The sequence below is a fragment of the Candidatus Fusobacterium pullicola genome (assembly GCA_018883725.1).
Taxonomy (GTDB): Bacteria; Fusobacteriota; Fusobacteriia; order Fusobacteriales; family Fusobacteriaceae; genus Fusobacterium_A; species Fusobacterium_A pullicola.
In genome coordinates this window covers 19,829-37,877 of the sequence record JAHLFN010000054.1, presented here as the reverse complement: position 1 = coordinate 37,877, position 18,049 = coordinate 19,829, and the positions used below count along the sequence as shown (strand labels likewise).

The 18,049-nt window shown below is 29.6% G+C and carries 15 protein-coding genes; 7 read left to right on the top strand and 8 right to left on the bottom strand.

Annotated elements, in window-relative coordinates:
* Window positions 1-151: 151 nt before the first annotated feature.
* Window positions 152-604, bottom strand: a complete 453-nt coding sequence (locus IAA47_05535; GenBank protein MBU3842430.1) for a DUF523 domain-containing protein — start codon at window positions 602-604, stop codon at window positions 152-154.
* Window positions 601-1,011: an acyl-CoA thioesterase gene (locus IAA47_05530; GenBank protein MBU3842429.1), complete on the bottom strand. Its 411-nt coding sequence runs from the start codon at window positions 1,009-1,011 to the stop codon at window positions 601-603. The genes IAA47_05535 and IAA47_05530 overlap by 4 nt, the downstream gene beginning before the upstream one ends.
* 97 nt (window positions 1,012-1,108) lie before the next feature.
* Between IAA47_05530 and IAA47_05525 the strand changes: the two genes are divergently transcribed.
* On the top strand, window positions 1,109-2,275 hold the full coding sequence (locus IAA47_05525; protein ID MBU3842428.1) for a GNAT family N-acetyltransferase: 1,167 nt from the start codon (window positions 1,109-1,111) through the stop codon (window positions 2,273-2,275).
* 130 nt (window positions 2,276-2,405) lie between these two features.
* Here IAA47_05525 and IAA47_05520 read toward each other — a convergent pair whose 3' ends face one another.
* From IAA47_05520 to trmL, 3 genes are read right to left on the bottom strand one after another with little or no spacing between them, the layout of a single operon-like run.
* Window positions 2,406-2,978 carry a nitroreductase family protein gene (locus IAA47_05520; GenBank protein ID MBU3842427.1) on the bottom strand — a complete coding sequence of 191 codons (573 nt, stop codon included), beginning with the start codon at window positions 2,976-2,978 and terminating at the stop codon, window positions 2,406-2,408.
* Between the two features lie 2 nt (window positions 2,979-2,980).
* Entirely contained in the window at window positions 2,981-3,559 is a 579-nt protein-coding gene (ruvC, locus tag IAA47_05515; protein ID MBU3842426.1) for a crossover junction endodeoxyribonuclease RuvC, read from the bottom strand.
* A 12-nt stretch (window positions 3,560-3,571) separates the two neighbouring features.
* Window positions 3,572-4,030 (bottom strand): tRNA (uridine(34)/cytosine(34)/5-carboxymethylaminomethyluridine(34)-2'-O)-methyltransferase TrmL, encoded by a 459-nt coding sequence (gene trmL, locus IAA47_05510; protein MBU3842425.1) that lies wholly within the window; start codon window positions 4,028-4,030, stop codon window positions 3,572-3,574.
* A 138-nt stretch (window positions 4,031-4,168) separates the two neighbouring features.
* Between trmL and IAA47_05505 the strand changes: the two genes are divergently transcribed.
* The 5 genes from IAA47_05505 (at window position 4,169) to IAA47_05485 (ending at window position 10,138) form a co-directional block, all read left to right on the top strand.
* Window positions 4,169-4,795: an MBL fold metallo-hydrolase gene (locus IAA47_05505; protein MBU3842424.1), complete on the top strand. Its 627-nt coding sequence runs from the start codon at window positions 4,169-4,171 to the stop codon at window positions 4,793-4,795.
* A gap of 10 nt (window positions 4,796-4,805) precedes the next feature.
* A complete protein-coding gene (locus IAA47_05500; GenBank protein MBU3842423.1) occupies window positions 4,806-5,720 on the top strand; it encodes an NAD(P)/FAD-dependent oxidoreductase in 915 nt (304 codons plus the stop codon).
* Window positions 5,721-5,802: 82 nt separating this feature from the next.
* Window positions 5,803-7,110, top strand: a complete 1,308-nt coding sequence (locus tag IAA47_05495) for a PhoH family protein (protein MBU3842422.1) — start codon at window positions 5,803-5,805, stop codon at window positions 7,108-7,110.
* A 184-nt stretch (window positions 7,111-7,294) separates the two neighbouring features.
* Window positions 7,295-9,097 (top strand): translation elongation factor 4, encoded by a 1,803-nt coding sequence (lepA, locus tag IAA47_05490; protein MBU3842421.1) that lies wholly within the window; start codon window positions 7,295-7,297, stop codon window positions 9,095-9,097.
* A 21-nt stretch (window positions 9,098-9,118) separates the two neighbouring features.
* On the top strand, window positions 9,119-10,138 hold the full coding sequence (locus tag IAA47_05485; GenBank protein MBU3842420.1) for a glycosyltransferase family 9 protein: 1,020 nt from the start codon (window positions 9,119-9,121) through the stop codon (window positions 10,136-10,138).
* Window positions 10,139-10,266: 128 nt separating this feature from the next.
* On the opposite strand, the gene IAA47_05480 is transcribed toward IAA47_05485, so the two are convergent.
* Genes IAA47_05480 through IAA47_05470 form a run of 3 tightly spaced genes read right to left on the bottom strand, consistent with a single transcriptional unit; the run spans window position 10,267 to window position 15,802 of the window.
* Complete coding sequence (locus tag IAA47_05480) at window positions 10,267-12,216, bottom strand: beta-galactosidase (GenBank protein MBU3842419.1); 1,950 nt, start codon at window positions 12,214-12,216, stop codon at window positions 10,267-10,269.
* Between the two features lie 15 nt (window positions 12,217-12,231).
* Window positions 12,232-13,587 (bottom strand): melibiose:sodium transporter MelB, encoded by a 1,356-nt coding sequence (gene melB, locus IAA47_05475; protein ID MBU3842418.1) that lies wholly within the window; start codon window positions 13,585-13,587, stop codon window positions 12,232-12,234.
* Between the two features lie 22 nt (window positions 13,588-13,609).
* Window positions 13,610-15,802 carry an alpha-galactosidase gene (locus IAA47_05470; protein ID MBU3842417.1) on the bottom strand — a complete coding sequence of 731 codons (2,193 nt, stop codon included), beginning with the start codon at window positions 15,800-15,802 and terminating at the stop codon, window positions 13,610-13,612.
* Window positions 15,803-16,055: 253 nt separating this feature from the next.
* On the opposite strand from IAA47_05470, the gene htpG reads away from it, so the two are divergent.
* A complete protein-coding gene (htpG, locus tag IAA47_05465) occupies window positions 16,056-17,879 on the top strand; it encodes a molecular chaperone HtpG (protein ID MBU3842416.1) in 1,824 nt (607 codons plus the stop codon).
* Window positions 17,880-18,049 lie beyond the last annotated feature (170 nt).

Sequence of the window (18,049 nt, the reverse complement as noted above, 5' to 3'; positions counted from 1 at the left end):
AGAGCTTTTTCAAGTTTATCTAAAAGTTCTTCAAAAGTCAAATTTTTCATAATGGTTCACCTCCTAATCAAAAAAGTACTTAAATAGTATATCATATTTTTGGCAACAAAAAAAGACCTTCTTCAAATTTTATGAAGAAAGTCTTAGTTTTTTAATTATAGACCTGAGTAGTTACAAGATTATCTAGTTCTAATGACTCTTCATTGAGAATTTTTATTCCATTTTTTAATAGGAGTTCAGCAGTAATTCCGTTACCCTCAATAAGAGTTTTTGAGAAACTTCCATCATAAATTTTCCCGTAACCACAAGATGGGCTATTAGCTTTTAATATAGCTATTGAGCAGTTGAAAATCTTAGCAAGTTTGAGAGTTTCCTCTGCTCCTTTTTTATATAGAGAGGTAACATCTTCATGATGAGTATTGATAACTTTTCCACTTTTTATTTCAGCTGGATATCTAGGAGTAGAGAGTCCTCCTAATTGTTCTGGACAAATTGGGATAAGGTTGTATTTTTCAGTTAAATTCTTAATTTTTTCTACTCCCTTTGGATTTCCATCATATCTACAAGCTACTCCTAAAAGGCAAGCACTAATTAAGATATTCATATATTATCACCGTTGATTAATTTAGTAGCACTCTCTTTAAAAGTTTCTGGAACTTTCTTTATTTTATGTTTGGAATAATCAAAAGATACAAGAAGTGTTGAGCCATTTATTACTTTATCTCCATCTTGATTAAAAATTTCATAAAACATATTAAAACTTGTTTTAGAAAATTCAATATTTGTAATATTGATAGTGATAGAATCATTTAAAAAGAGTTGTTTATTATACTCTACAAAACCATTTTTTTGTATAACTCCAGCTCCCTCTCCTAAATCTAATTCACTTAATCCAAGAGATTCGAAAAAACTCATTCTAGCCATTTGAAAGAAAAGTAAAGCTCTCTCATTTCCAACATGCCCACCATAATTAATATCATCTTTTTGTATTGTGTAGTTAAATTGATACATAATTCCTCCTAAATACCATGGATTTTTTTTTATAATTAAATTATAATATAAGTAATTTCAAAAGAAAAGAGAAATATTGTAAGGAAGGTAAAAATATATGATAAGATATGGAATGGATGAGGATTTTGAAAAGGCTAAAAAAATTTGGCAAGAGTGTTTTTTAGATGGAGAGAATGAAGTAGATTTTTATTTTGAAAATCTGTATGACAAACATAAGTATTTAGTTTTAGAAGAGAATGATGAGATAAAGGCATCTTTACATGAAAATCCATATAAATTGAATTTTAATGGAAGTATTTTTGATTCTATATATATAGTTGGAGTAGCCGTTTCTCCGGAATATAGAGGTAAGGGATATATGGGAGAGCTTCTAAAGGAATCCTTAATTGAGAATAGGAAAAGAGAGGTACCATTTGTATTTCTTTCCCCAATTAATCCTGAAATATATAGAAGATATGGGTTTGAATATGTAAGTAACTTAAAAAATTATTCTATGAAGACAGAGAGTATTCCCTATGGAAAGATAGAGAGAGCTTATGATATAAAAAGAGTAGACTTAGATAGTGATGATGAGCTTTATAGAGATTTAGTAGAGGTCTATAATGAAAAGATGAAGGATATATCACTATATATTGAAAGAGATGAAGAGTATTTTAAAAATTGGGTGAAAGAGATTAAAAGTGATGGTGGAGATGTTTTTTCAATATATTTAGATGAGAGCATAAGAGGATATGTAGCACTTTATAGAAGAGAAGAATTGGAGATAAGGGAGATATTTGCAAGAGATAGAAGAGCTTTAGAAAATCTATTATCCCTTGTAAAAAGTTTTAAAGAGTATTATCCGAAGTTAAAAATAAAAAATATAGATGAAAAATTGTTGGATTATTTATTTAATAACCAAAAAGCTCTTGAAGTTAAAGAGTATCCATTTATTATGGGAAGAATTTTAAATCCGTTAGAAGTTTTTAAAATGTTGAATATTTTTGATATAGATATGAAAATAATGGTAACAGATAGTATAATAATGGAGAATAATCAAGTTTATGTCTTTACTGAAGAGGGAGAACAGTGGTACGGAAATATGAGTGATTGGGATTTAAAAATTGATATCGGAGATTTATCTTCTCTTATTTTTGGGCAATTAAGTATAGAAGAGCTTATATATCTTGAAAAGATAGAGGTAAATAATGAAGAAGTCATAGGAAGAATAAGGGAAAAGGGAATCTTTGAGAAAAAGAAAAATTATATCCAAGATTACCAATAAAGACAAAAAATATAAAAGCTGTCAGAGAAAAAACTGACAGCTTTTATATTAAATTAAGTAAATTAAAATTCTTTAAAAGAAAGGATACTTGAATTATACATTAACCTACTAAAAAAGTCAAGAATATTTTTTATTTTTTTAGTAAGGAAATTTCTTCAAGGGATAATTTAGGTACAAAATGATTGTTTCCCTCTCTATAGTAAGTGGTATTTCCATCAATAGCTTCTGTTATAGTAACGATATCAGTTGGTTTTCCAAGAGCTAGAAGTATATGAGATACATACCCTTCTGGTAATTCAACTATTTTATCTACTTCAGGTTTATTATATGAACCGATAATACACCCTCCATATCCCATTTCGTTTGCAACAAGCATAATATTTTGAGAGGCAATTCCCATATCAAAATATAGATTTTTTTCTACAAAATTTACTAAAGGATTTTCACTACACATTAAAATATATGCTGTAGGAGCTTCATCTATAGTGGGATTCCAAGGTATAGCTCCAGCAAATTTTACTAAAGGGAATATTTTACTACAAAGTTCACTATCACTAATTAATACATATCTAAGTTTTTGAGCATTTCTAGTAGATGAAGCATATCGTGTAGACTCCACCATTTTTTCTAAATCCTTCATAGAGATTTTATCCTTAGTAAAACTTCTATGAGAACGAATATTTTTTAATGTTTCCATAATCATAATTAATTACCCCCATTTAAAATAAGTTCCCTATATTCTTTAGCAGAAAGTTTAGTTTTAGGAAGAGATTTCGAACTCAGTTTCCCTGTAATCTCTCTAGCAAATATACCAGAATTTTTTGAGTTAATATGAGTGATTGCAATAGCTAGAGCATCTGCAGCATCATCTGGTTTAGGAATCTCCTTTAATCCTAATATTCTTTGTACCATAAGTTGTATCTGTTTTTTTTCAGCTTTTCCATATCCTGTTATTCCTGTTTTTACTTGTAGAGGAGTATAGTGGTTAATTATTAAATTGTTTTGTCTACCACATAGAATAATGACACCTCTAGCTTGTCCAACAGATATGACAGTTTTATTATTTTTAAAATAAAATAACTCTTCAATTGCCATCTCATCTGGATTATATTTTTTTATTATCCCATCAAGTTCAGAATAAATTTTACAAAGTCTATCTTCCATAGGCATATCTTTATCAGTGAAGATACAGCCGTAGTCAATAACATTAAATCTATTATTTTCAAAATCTAAAATAGAAAAACCTACGATTGCAGTTCCCGGGTCAATTCCCAATATTCTCATAAGATTTCGCTCCTATTTTTTAAAGTTAAAGTTATTTTGTCTAAGAGCCTCATATAAAATGATAGCAGCAGAGTTTGAAAGGTTTAGAGAACGTCCCATATCAATCATAGGAATAGTTATACAAGTCTCCTTATTAGCATCTAGAATCTCTTCTGGAATACCTCTTGATTCAGGTCCAAACATAACAAAATCATCATCTTTAAACTCTATATCACTATATTTTTGATTAGTCTTTGTAGTGGCATAAAAAATTCTAGCATTTGGATTTGCTTGAATAAACTCTTCATAAGATTCCCATACAACTAAATCAACAAGATGCCAATAATCAAGTCCAGCTCTTTTTAATTGTTTCTCATCTAATGAGAATCCAAGAGGTTTGATAAGATGTAATTTTGTATTTGTAAGAACAGATGTTCTTCCTATATTCCCTGTGTTATAAGGTATTTCTGGATTTAATAAAACTATATTCAAAGTAATTCCTCCTTAAAATTCATATACATATTAATTATAACATAGATTTTAAAAATTATCAGTAATATTTTGACAAGAGATATAAGGTAAAGTATAATATTTATGTAGACAATAATGAGATGAATTATGGAGGAAAAAATGAATATACAAACTTTTTATTTGGGAAGTCTGATGACAAATTGTTATTTAGTATGGAATGATAAAAAAGAGGCATATCTTTTTGACTGTGGAGGAGAAAATATCGGAAGAGTTGAAACTTTCATAAAAACACATGGACTGACATTAAAATATATGGTATTAACTCATGGACATGGTGACCATATAGCTGGACTTAACAGAGTGAAGGAGTTATATCCAGATGTAAAGGTATATATAGGAAAAGAGGAAGAGAGATTTTTAGTAGATCAAGATTTAAATCTAATGAAATATATAAATGGAACAGAGTTTACTTACAATAGTGATTATATAACAGTAAAAGAGGGAGATATGGTAGGAGAGTTTAAAGTTTTAGATACTCCAGGACATACAGTAGGTTCAAAATGTTATTATAATTCAGATAGTAAAATATTAATATCTGGAGATACTTTATTTAAGAGAAGTTTTGGAAGATATGATCTACCTACAAGTGATGGAGAGACACTGTTTAGAAGTTTGAAAAAATTATGTACAGAAGTACCTGAGGACACAAAGGTATACAGTGGTCATACTGAGGTTACAACAATAGGGGAAGAAAAACAATTTTTGACAATGCAAGGATTAATATAGGAGGAACACTATGGAAAAAATATATGATGTAATAATTATAGGAGGAGGACCGGCAGGATTAACAGCTGGTTTATATACAGGAAGATCAAGACTTTCAACTTTAATAATTGAAAGAGAGGGAAAAGGAAGTCTATATATGGCTCATCAAGTAGATAATTATCCGGGATTTCCAGAGGGAATAACAGGAGTTGAGTTAAATAGACGTATGAGAGAGCAAACTAAAAGATTTGGAGTTGAATTTGTAGAGGGAACACTTTTAGGATTTGATCCATATGAAGCTATAAAAGTTGTAAAAACTGATGCTGGAAATTTTAAAGGTAAAAATATCATAGTTGCTACTGGAACAGGAAAGAGTTTTGTAAAAAAAATAAAGGGTGAGCAAGAATTTTTAGGAAAAGGTGTTTCTTATTGTGCTACTTGTGATGGAGCATTCACGAAATTTATGACAGTATCTCTTATTGGACAGGGAGAGGAGTTAGCAGAAGAGGCACTATTTTTAACAAAATTTTCTAAACATATTAGAGTAATGGTAACAGAAGATGAGTTTAAGTGTAGTAAAGAGAGTTATGAAGCCTTAACTTCATCAGAAAAAGTTGAGATAATTACTGGAGTAAAACTTCTTGAAATAAAAGGAAAGGATTATGTAGAGGAGTTAGTGGTTGAAGAAAAGGGAGAGGAGAAAGTATATAAATCAGACTTTGCCTTTTTATACCTTGGTACTAAAAATAATACAGAGATGTATGGAGAGTTTGCTAAGTTAGATAAAGAGGGATACATAGTAACTGGAGCAGATATGAAGATGAATGTAGAAGGGATGTATGCGGCTGGAGATATTAGAAGTGGTGTAATTAAACAAGTTACAGTTGCTACTGCCGAAGGAACTATTGCGGCTTTAGAAGTTATAAAAAGAGTATTAAAGAAATAAAATAAATTAAAGGAAAATTAAGAAATCTCTCGAAAATATAGATATAGGATTATGATCTCAGTACTCAAAGGAGTTGATTTATATGAGAAAAATTTTTGTACTAGATACCAATATACTAATTCATGACCCTAGATGTATCTATAATTTTAGAGGGAATGATGTTATTCTACCTATATACGTAGTAGAAGAGATAGATAAATTAAAAAGAAATCAAAATACAGCTATTCAAGCTAGAATGGCCTCAAGAGTATTAGATGAAATAAGAAGTAAGGGCAGTTTAGCAAAGGGAGTAGAACTTCCACAAGATATATTTTTTAAAGTAGAGATAAAAAACGATAGAAGCTTATTACCAGAAAATTTAAGTAGAGATATTGTTGATAATAATATAATCTCTGTAACTTTAGGTATAAAAAAAGATAATCCAGATAGAAGAGTAATAATAGTAAGTAAAGATATAAATATGAGAATAAAAGCAGACTCTTTAGGATTAGAGGTAGAAGACTATATAACTGACAGAGTTGAGTATAACGAATTATATGATGGGTTCTTCGATGTAGAAGTAGATAAGAAAATCTATGATAAATTTGATAAAGATGGTAAAATAGATTTTACTGAGCTAAAAAGAGAGGATATTCTTCCAACACCAAACTGTTTCTTCAAATTAAAATATAAAGATAATACTTTATGTGGTAGATATGTAGAAGGAAAAATAAAAAAATTTATTTTAGGTGATGGACAAGCTTGGGGACTTCGTGCAAGAAATGATGAGCAGAGATTTGCTATGGAACTACTTATGGATGATAGTGTAAAAGTAGTGACATTGGTTGGAGGAGCTGGAACAGGAAAGACTCTTATGGCTATTGCAGCCGGTCTTGAACTTGTAGTTGAAAAGAAAAGATACAAGAAAATATTGATAGCCAGACCTATAATACCAATGGGTAAAGATTTAGGATATCTTCCAGGTAGTGAAAAGGAAAAATTAAAACCTTGGATGCAGCCAATATTTGATAATATAGATTTTCTAAGTGAAGCAAAAGAGGATAGAGCTGGAGAAAAGGTAGTTGAAGGGCTAGAATCTATGGGAATGATGAAGATAGAACCACTTACATATATAAGAGGTAGAAGTATTCCAAAAGGATTAATAATAATAGATGAAGCTCAAAATTTAACTCCATTAGAGATAAAAACAATAGTAACTAGAGCTGGTCAAGATACAAAGATAATATTTACCGGAGACCCTCAACAGATAGATAATCCATATCTAGATGCCAATACTAATGGCTTAACTTATATGGCTGATAGATTAAAATTTGAAAAGATTGTTGGTCATATAACTTTGAAAAAAGGTGAAAGATCTGAGATAGCTGAAATAGCTGCCAGATTACTATAATAAATTAGATAAAAAATTATAAAAAACTTAAATTGAATTAAAAAAGCTCAAGAATATGTTTTACGTACAAAAGTAGAGGTATATTCTTGAGTTTTTATTATTGTGTGATAAAAAATATATTGTGTTTTTTTGTATTATCTTTTATAATATTATGTGAAAAAGTAGGAATTATTAGGAGGTAAGAATGTTACAAAAACATAAAAGAAACTTCTCTATTATAGCACATATAGACCATGGAAAGTCTACAATAGCAGATAGATTATTGGAATATACAGGTGCTGTATCTAAAAGAGAGATGAAAGAACAACTTCTTGATTCTATGGATTTAGAAAGAGAGAAGGGAATTACAATAAAAGCTCAAGCTGTAACTCTATACTATAAGGCGAAGGATGGAATAGAGTATGAGTTGAACTTAATAGATACCCCAGGACACGTGGATTTTATCTATGAGGTTTCAAGATCATTATCAGCATGTGAAGGAGCTTTACTTGTAGTAGATGCTGCTCAAGGAGTAGAGGCACAAACTCTTGCTAACGTATATTTAGCTATAGAGAATAATTTAGAGATAGTTCCTGTAATAAATAAGATAGATTTACCAGCAGCTGACCCTGATAAGGTAAAGATTGAGATAGAAGATGTAATAGGGCTTCCAGCTGATGATGCAGTAATGTGTTCTGGAAAAACAGGTATAGGAATAGAAGATTTACTAGAGGCAATAGTAAAAAGAATACCAGCTCCTAATTACGAGGAAGATGCTCCATTAAAAGCTCTAATATTTGACTCGAAGTTTGATGATTATAGAGGAGTAATAACTTATGTAAAAGTTCTAGATGGAAGTATTAAAAAGGGAGATAAGATTAGAATTTGGTCAACAGAAAAAGATTTTGAGGTATTAGAAGTAGGAGTGTTCTCTCCAACTATGAAACCTCAAGATGAGTTATCTTCAGGATCTGTTGGATATATTATAACTGGAGTAAAAACAATACACGATACAAGAGTAGGAGATACTATTACTCATACAAATAACCCATGTATTTTCCCATTAGAAGGATTTAAACCAGCTCAATCAATGGTGTTTGCAGGAGTTTATCCATTATTTACAGATGACTATGAAGATTTAAGAGAAGCTTTAGAAAAATTACAATTAAATGATGCTTCACTTACATTTGTACCAGAGACATCGATAGCCCTAGGATTTGGATTTAGATGTGGATTCTTAGGACTTTTACATATGGAGATTATAGTTGAAAGACTAAGAAGAGAGTATAATATAGATCTGATCTCTACAACTCCATCAGTTGAATATAGAGTAAATATGGAGAAGGGAGAGACTCTAGTAATTGACAACCCTTGTGAATTTCCAGAGGGAGGAAGAGGAAGAATGTCAGTAGAAGAGCCGTTTATAAAAGGTAAAGTTATAGTTCCAAAGGATTATGTTGGAAATGTTATGGAGCTTTGTCAGGAGAAAAGAGGAATATTTATAGGAATGGATTTTATTGATGAAAATAGATCAATGCTTACTTATGAATTACCTCTAGCAGAAATAGTTATAGATTTCTATGATAAGTTAAAGTCTAGAACAAAAGGATATGCATCTTTTGAATATGAATTAGTAGGATATAAAGAGTCAGATCTAGTAAAAGTGGATATTCTAGTTTCTGGAAAACCAGTTGATGCCTTCTCATTTATAGCTCATAAAGATGGAGCTTATAGTAGAGGAAGAGCTATATGTGAAAAATTAAAAGAAGTTATCCCAAGACAACAATTTGAGATACCAATACAAGCTGCATTAGGAGCAAAAGTTATAGCGAGAGAGACAATAAAGGCATATAGAAAGAACGTTATAGCTAAATGTTATGGAGGAGATATAACAAGAAAGAAAAAGCTTCTTGAAAAACAAAAAGAGGGTAAAAAGAGAATGAAGAGCATAGGAAATGTTGAAATCCCTCAAGAGGCATTTGTATCAGTATTAAAATTAAATGACTAATGGTATTGGGGAGTTATTATCATGAAGAGAATATTAGTAATTCGATATAAAAAAAGTATTGGGGATACAATAATAGGAACAGCTCTTTGTGAAAGTTTAAAAAAGAAATATCCAGATTCTCAGGTAGATTATTTAGTTTATGAAAATTTAACAGAATTATTTTATAATCACAGATCTATAGATAATGTTTTGACTTTAAATAGAAAGAGTGGAGTAAAAGGGTATTTAAAACTTTTAAAAAAAATTAGAAAAAATAAATATGATATAGTAATTGATTGCCGAACTTTATTTCTTACAGCTATGTTTTCTTTTTTTTCAGGAGCAAGACAGAGGATCGGAAAATATCATAAGTATTTACAATATTTTTATACAGACAGTATAGGTGGTTTTAAAGGAAAAGAAAATCAAATAGATCAAATAGTAAAATATCATAGACTCTTGAAACCATTAGATATTAATGAGGTAAATACTGAATATGTTATCTGTTTAAAAGAGGAAGAGAAAACAGAATGGAGAAACAGAATGGAAGCAGAAGGAATAGATATGTCAAAACTAATTATTCCTATGGCTGTTAATGCAAGGCAGAGCAATAAAAAATATCCAGAAGAGTACATGTTAAAAATAGCTCAAACTCTAATAGATAGATATGATGCTCAAATAATATTATTCTATTCTCCCAATGAAGAGGCTTATGCTAGAGAGTTTTATGCTAAATTAAATTCAAATAGAAATGTATTTATTAATTTAAAAACTAAAAATGTAAGAGAACTAGCTTGTATCTTTAGTAATTGTGATCTCTTTGTTGGAAATGAAGGAGGAACAAGACACGTAGCTGAAGGTGTTGGATTAGCAAATCTCTGTATAGTAGCTCCACAAACATCTAAAGAAGAGTGGATAAGTAATGAGAACTCTAAAAATCAATGTGTCACTATACAAGATGTAAATGGAAAAAATTATGAAGATATAAAACCAGAATATGTCTTGGAAAGAATAGATAAACAGTTACAATTATTTAATTTTTTTAATAAGAAAAGTAGATAAATTTTGGTGTTAGTACCTATGGGTATTAACACCCTTTTATTTTAAGAGCAATTAGATAAAATGTTAGTAAAAATAACTCCAGTGAAAAATCCACTGGAGTTATATAAAATTTATTTATTTTAGTTATATTATTTAGTGATAAATTTATATTCAAACTCTTTAAGTTCAATATTATTAAATTTAACTGGATAATCATTATGATTTATGTAGATTTTTACTTTATTATTAGCTACTCCTCTTTCTATAACTTCTACTCCATCTGGTGTAATTTCAGATGTTATAGTAGTGTTTTCTAAAACTTTGTCTATAACAAGCTTCATTAAACTGTTTTCTAATCCACAACCTATATAGTAAACCTCTCCATTACCAAATTTATTTAAAGTAACAGCAGAGAAACTATCATAGAACTTATCGTTGTACTTCATCAAACTTTCAGCAGTAGTAGGAACAAGCATATCTCTAAATATACCAGCTCTTCCCTCTACTCCTTCAAAAGTCCCTACTCCTTTTAAAGGAAGTTCATCATATTCTTGTAGACTTTCAGTTTCTTCAACATAAACTCCTGTTAAATCTGTATATTTAATAGGTAGCATCTCTCCAAGAGTAAGGTTATTATCAATATCCTTTACTGCATTACGATAAGTGAAGATAACTTTTCCACCATTAGAAGTAAACTCTTTTATCTTCTTTAAAAACTCCTCTTTCCAAATTATCATAAATGGTAAAATTACTACTTCATATTTAGAGATATCTAAAGTATGAGGAATTATATCAACCATTATATTTTTTTCATAAAATACTTTATGTATTCTTTTCATTTCAGCATGACAATCTAATAAGATACTTTGTTTTTGAATTCTAAAAGAAGCTAAAGAATCATAATCATATATAATTGCAACCTTGTTTTCAATAGGTGTTTCTAATATTTTTTCATTTTCTTTGACAGTTTTGAAAAAATCCTGAACTTCATAGAACTTTCTTCTTTTTTTATTATCAGCATCGATTACTCCATAGCAGAATTGTTCAGCTCCTTTAGTAGCTCCACGGTATCTGAAATAGATAAAAGATTCAGCACCTCTAGCCACTCCTTGACAAGACCACATTTTAGCTTGATTTGGTCTAGGAAGATATCCTGTGATATCATGTCCTTGAGCTCCCATTATTCCCTCTGTTATCCAGAAATTTTGTCTTTTTAGTCCTCTCATATAATCTAGACCAAAAGCTATTTCATATGGAGGTATTGGTTTTTTTTGTCCTCCCCACACTGGATAGTTATTGTAGGCAACAACATCTAATTTCTCTGCAAGTTTAGAATAATCTACATGTTTATCTAATCCACCACCTGGAAAGTCATGTATAATTACAGCATCTGGAATAATTTCTCTGATTATATCCACTTGCATATCAGAGTATTTAACTATACTTTCACTTCTAAATCTTTCCCAGTCAAGTCTTAAAGCTGGGTTATGAGTTGTTATTGTAGAAGTAGGGATAGGAATCTCTTCAAAATTATTATATTCTTGAGACCAGAAAGTTGTTCCATAAGTTTCATTTAATTTATCAATATCACCATTGAATTTTTTAGAAAGAAACTTTTGAAACTCTCTCTCACAACAAGGACAGAAGCACTCATCACTTCCCTCATGTCCAAACTCATTATCAAGTTGCCAAGCAACTATATTTTTTTCATTTTTATAATGTTCAATTAAAGCTGTAACAATTTTTCTAGAGTATTCTACATATTTTTTACTGTTATAGCAACTTGTATGACGACCACCAAATTTTCTCTTTTGACCATTTTCAAATTCAGATAGAACCTCTGGATATTTTTTAGCTAACCATGCTGGAATAGTAGCAGTTGGAGTTCCAAATATTACTTTCAGTCCCTTCTCACTAGCTTTTTTTATAACCATATCGAAGAAGGAAAAATCAAATTTTCCTTCCTCCTTTTCCATAATATGCCAAGCAAACTCTCCTATTCTAATTACATTACTTCCAAGTTCTATTATATTATCTAAATCTTTATCAATCATTGATATATCCCATTGTTCAGGATAATAATCTACACCTAACCACATATTATATACTCCTTTTTAAGCAACTTCTTTTCTAGTATGAGCTAATTCTTCAATTATTTCATCATAGTACTCATCATTTAATTTATAGTATTTTTTATATATTATATACCCTATAGCAGATAAAAGCATAGGGAATACAATCATTAAGCTTCTTATTCCCGTTATAGCAGAAGCAGATTGTTGAACATTTGCAACATATCCAACTAGTGTTAATCCAACTCCTATTAACCATCCTCCTACAGCAGAAGCTGATTTAACAAGTAGTGTTTGTACAGAGAAAATAACACTTTCATTTCTACTTCCAAATTTATACTCTCCATAATCAACCACATCAGCTAACATAACTGTAGATATTCCTAGTGATAAACCAGAACCTAATTTAGCAACAATTCCACAGATAGCAACTAATAGAGCATTTTCTGGAGCTAAATAACCAGCTAAACAAAGTAGTCCAAAACCTACTATTGGTAAGCTACAAGCTAAGAAGAAAACCTTTTGTCTTCCTATTTTTGTAGAAAGAAAAGGGAAAGCCATTAAAGCTGTAATCTCTGCTACTCCAGAAAATCCTGTAAATACAGAGAAAAGTGATTCTTTTCCAACAACATATTTAAAATAGTATATAGCAACTCCACCAGATATTTGAACAACTAAATTATACATTAAAACAGTTCCAATTAAAGCAACTAATTGATCATTTTTGAAAATTAATTTGAATGTATCTTTTAAATTTACCTTTGGAGCTTTTTGATCACTAACTATCTGTTCTTTTACATTTACTACAGTTAGAAGAGAAGCAATTATAAAGAATATTGCAATTCCAAGTGCTAATAATGAAAATCCTTTTCCTTCATTTCCATTTCCAAGTAATCCAATTACAGGTAAACCAAAACTTCCAATACTTAACCAAGCTAAACTAGCAAATATTCTAGGAACAACAGCTATTTTTTCTCTTTCTTTTTTATCATTTGAAAGAGCTGGAATCATAGACCAGAAAGGTATATCCATTACTGTATAAGTCATACCCCATAAAATATAGGCAATAGAGATATACACATATAACATTTTTCCCTCTAATCCATGAGGTTTAAAAAACATTGCTATTAAAACAACTGCATTTAAAATTGTTCCTATTAGTATCCAAGGTCTAAATTTTCCCCATCTACTTCTAGTATTATCCACTATCATTCCCATCATAGGGTCATTGATAGCATCCCATAATCTAGCTACTAGAAATAATGTTCCTACAAAAGCTGGAACTAGTCCAAGTATATCAGTTAAATAATACATTAAGAAAATATATATAATAGCACAAGCATAATCCTTTCCTAATGCCCCTATTCCATATGAAAGTTTCATTTTAAAATCTACCATTTTTTTATCCCCCTTATACTTTTTAAATTTCTCTTAACTTAAATAGTCTACTTTGAAAATCTTGAGTTTCGGAATCCTTAGAGAAATATCTCTCAGGTTGAGGAAAGACAATTCCCATATTCATAAGCTCATCTCCATAAGCTTCCCACTCTTCATTGATAATATATTTTTTATTAGGATCAAGTCCCTTTAATATTACCTTTTTATTGTATCCAGGATTTGGCTCTGCTAAAATTTGGAAATATCCAACTAAAGCTTCACTCTTATCTTTATTAACTACTATCCAAGATGTTGTATTACCTTCAAAAGGACTTTCTATTCTGAAAAAATCTCCAAACTGTAGTAGTTTTCTATTTTCTTTATAGAAGTTTAAATAGTTTATAACCTTTTGATCCATCTCTTCGTTAAAAATTAATGGATTTAATTCATAACCAAAGTTACCAAAGTAAGCTACATGATTTCTAATATCTAAACTTGTGTTTCTAGCAGTTTGATGATTAGGGATATCAGAAACATGTGCTCCCATAGCTAATAATGGGTATCCCATAGAAGTTCCATGTTGTACCTTTAATCTGACAATAGCATCAGTATCATCACTAGTCCAAACTTGTGGCATATAGTATAACATTCCAGCATCAAATCTTCCTCCACCAGAAGCACAAGATTCAAATAATACATGTGGGTATTTTGTAGTTATTTTTTCTAAGATTCTATATAGCCCTAAAATATATTTATGAGGTAAATCTCTATAAGTAATTTCAGTCATATTTCTGTTCATATCCCACTTAACATATGAAATAGGAGCTTCAGCAAATCTTTCATCTAGAATTGATATAATATAATCTTGTACATCTTTTCTAGATAGATCTAAAATATATTGATTTCTTCCAAGAGAGAGCTTTCTATCCTTTACTCCAAGTATCCAATCAGGATGTTTTTTATAAAGTTCACTCTCTTTACTTATCATCTCTGGTTCAAACCAAAGTCCAAACTTCATTCCTTCTGCTTCTACCTTTTCAGCTAATCCTTTAATACCATTAGGTAATTTATCAAGATTAGGGAACCAATCTCCTAGAGAAGTTTTATCATCATTTCTTTTTCCAAACCAACCATCATCTAAAACAAAAAGTTCAAATCCCAATTTTTTAGCTTTTCTTACCATATTCAGTAATTTTTCTTCGTTGAAATCAAAATATGTTGCTTCCCAGTTATTGATCAGGATAGGTCTTTCCTTCTCTTTCCACTCTCCTCTGATTAATCTTTCTCTATATAGTGAATGAAAATTTTGACTTAAAGTGTTTAGTCCAGAGTTACAGAAAGAGATTATAGCTTCTGGAGTTTGGAAAATTTCACCACTATTTAGATTCCAAGAAAAGTCAAAAGGGTTTATTCCCATAGTTACTCTAGTGGCATCAAAATGGTCAACTTCTACATGAGCTAAAAAGTTTCCAGAATAAACTAACGAAAAACCAAAAGCCTCTCCAGTATCTTCAGTTGTATTCGGTCTTTTTAAAATAATAAAAGGATTTTGATGAGCACTACTAGCTCCTCTTGTACTATCTATATATTGACTTCCAACTTCTAATTTTCTAATTTTTAGGTGTCTTTCTCTTGCCCAAGCACCTGAGAAATATAACATCTCATAATTATAATCTGGTAAATCTAGTGATAAACTCATTGCTCTATTTAATTTTAAATTCTTGTCTCCATAATTTTCAAATCTAGCATTTCTAGTTAAGATATCTCTATCATTATAAACGGTATAAGTAAGGTACAATCTACACTTTAAAACCTCATCTTCTAGAGTAATTTCTAAAGTATCTGCTTCATTTTCAGATAGAACATATGTAGCAGGAAGTCCATTTAGTTTTTCTTTTCCTTTAAGTACTTTGTATCCTTTATAAGTAAAATTACTAATTCTACTCCCGTTTTCACTCTCTATCTCAAAAGCTGGCTTACGAAAATCAGTGGTTCCATATGAAGGATATTCTTGTTTAAAATATTCTAGAGAAAATCCAGGATCTTCCTCATAGTGAGCAATTATTCCAATACCAACTTCTGGTTTATAAAAAAAGTGTGAGAAACTATCTCTATGTCTTATCTTTTTTCCAAAATAGAGTTGTCCTAATTGTCCATTTTGCATAACATTAAAGATATAACTTAAATTTTTTCCTTGTAGGTGGAATTCTTTGTTTTGTTCATTAATGATTATCATCTTTTTCATCCTTTCCAAAATAAATTTCTATATCTAGTGTTCTAAAAATAAAACAATCATTTAGATTACAATAAAATAATATCATATAAAACAACATTTAATCAATAAGAGTAACGATAAAACTAGTAAAAATTTTACTAAATTATTTTTTGACTTCAAAATTTATAAAAAGTAATTGACAATAATATAATATTATGATGTATATTAATTATTAGCCAGTTTATAATTAGAGTGCTAAGGAGGGGTATGATAAATGAGAAAAGAAGCAAAAGTATTTCAAGCAGAAACAAAAGAGTTATTAAATTTAATGATACACTCAATATATACAAATAAAGAGATTTTTTTAAGAGAGTTAATCTCAAATGCTAGTGACGCTATAGATAAATTAAAGTTTGAGTCTTTGACAAATAGTGAAATTTTAGAAGAAGATAGGGATTTTAAAATAACTATCTCTGTGGATAAAGATAAAAAAGAGATAACAATAAGTGATAACGGAATTGGAATGACATATGAAGAGGTTGCAGAAAATATAGGAACTATTGCAAAATCTGGATCAAAAGCTTTTAAAGAGAAGTTAGAAAATATATCAAAGGATGACATAGATATTATTGGACAATTTGGAGTTGGATTCTATTCAGGATTTATGGTAGCTGATAAAATGACTCTTGTAACAAAGTCACCAAAATCAGATATTGGAGTAAAATGGACTTCTACAGGAGATGGTTCTTATGAGATAGAGGAATATGAAAAAACTGAAAGAGGAACAACTATTACTCTAACAATTAAAGAGGGAGAAGAGTATATTGGATTCTTAGAAGAGTGGAAAATAAGAGATTTAGTAAAAAAATATTCTGATTATGTTAGATATCCAATTATTTTTAAAGATGAGACAATAAACTCAACTAAACCAATTTGGAAAACAGATAAATCTCAACTTAAAGATGAGAATTATAATGAATTTTATAAATCTAATTTCCATGATTGGGAAGACCCAATGTTCCATTTTCATTTAAAAGTTCAAGGAAATATAGAGTATACAGCACTTTTATATATACCTAAAAAAGCTCCAATGGATTTTTACTCAAAGGATTACAAAAAAGGTCTTCAACTTTATACAAAAAATGTTTTTATAATGGATAAATGTGATGAATTGATTCCAGAGTACTTTAGTTTCATAAAAGGACTTGTAGATTGTGATGACTTATCCCTTAATATTTCAAGAGAGATTTTACAACAAAATAGTGAATTAACAGCTATTTCTAAAAACCTTGAGAAAAAAATTATTTCAGAGCTTGAATATATATTGAAGAATGATAGAGAGAAATATATTGAATTTTGGGAAGCTTTTGGAAGAAATATTAAATTCGGTATTCATGATATGTTTGGAATGAATAAAGATAAATTACAAAATCTATTAATCTTTAGAAGTTCATTAGATGATAAATATGTGACTTTAAAAGAGTATGTAGAGCGTATGGGAGAAGAGAAAAAAGAGATACTATATGTAGTAGGAGAGGATTTGGCTACAGTAAAATCTCTTCCAAAGATGGAAGCTTTAAAGGAAAAGGGAATAGAGGTTTTAATTCTAACTGATAAAATAGATGAGTTTGCATTAAAAACAATGAATGAATTTGCTGGGAAAAACTTTAAATCAATCAATGACTCTGATTTTAAATTAGAAGAGAATAAGGAAAAAGAAGAGGAGATAAAAAAATTATCTGAAGATAATAGAACTATGCTAGATAAGATAAAAGAGAGCTTAGCTGGAAAGATAGTAGATGTAGAGTTAAGTAATAATCTAGGTAGTGGAGCTTCAGCTTTGTTAGCTAAGGGAGAGATATCTCTTGAGATGGAAAAAGTTTTATCACAAATTCCAGGAAATGAAAATGTTAAGGCAGAGAAAGTTTTAGCATTAAATCCAGAACATCCATTGTTTGCAAAACTTCAGGAGTGCAAGGATACTTCTAAATTTAATGACTTATTAGAAGTCCTATATACAGAAGCTTTAATGTTAGAAGGATTTCAAATTGAAAATCCAGTAGATTTTATTAAAAAATTAAATAATTTATTAAAATAGTTAAATTAAAGTAAAAATAGTTAAGAAAGGGGAAAGTTAAGAAGTTAGCTCCCCTTTTTTCTATTTTGTATGATTGACTATTGACTTTTAGGCTAAAAGAGGATAAACTTAATATAGGGGGAATGAAAAAAATAAATTATGGAAATATAAGATTTTGAATGATTAATTGC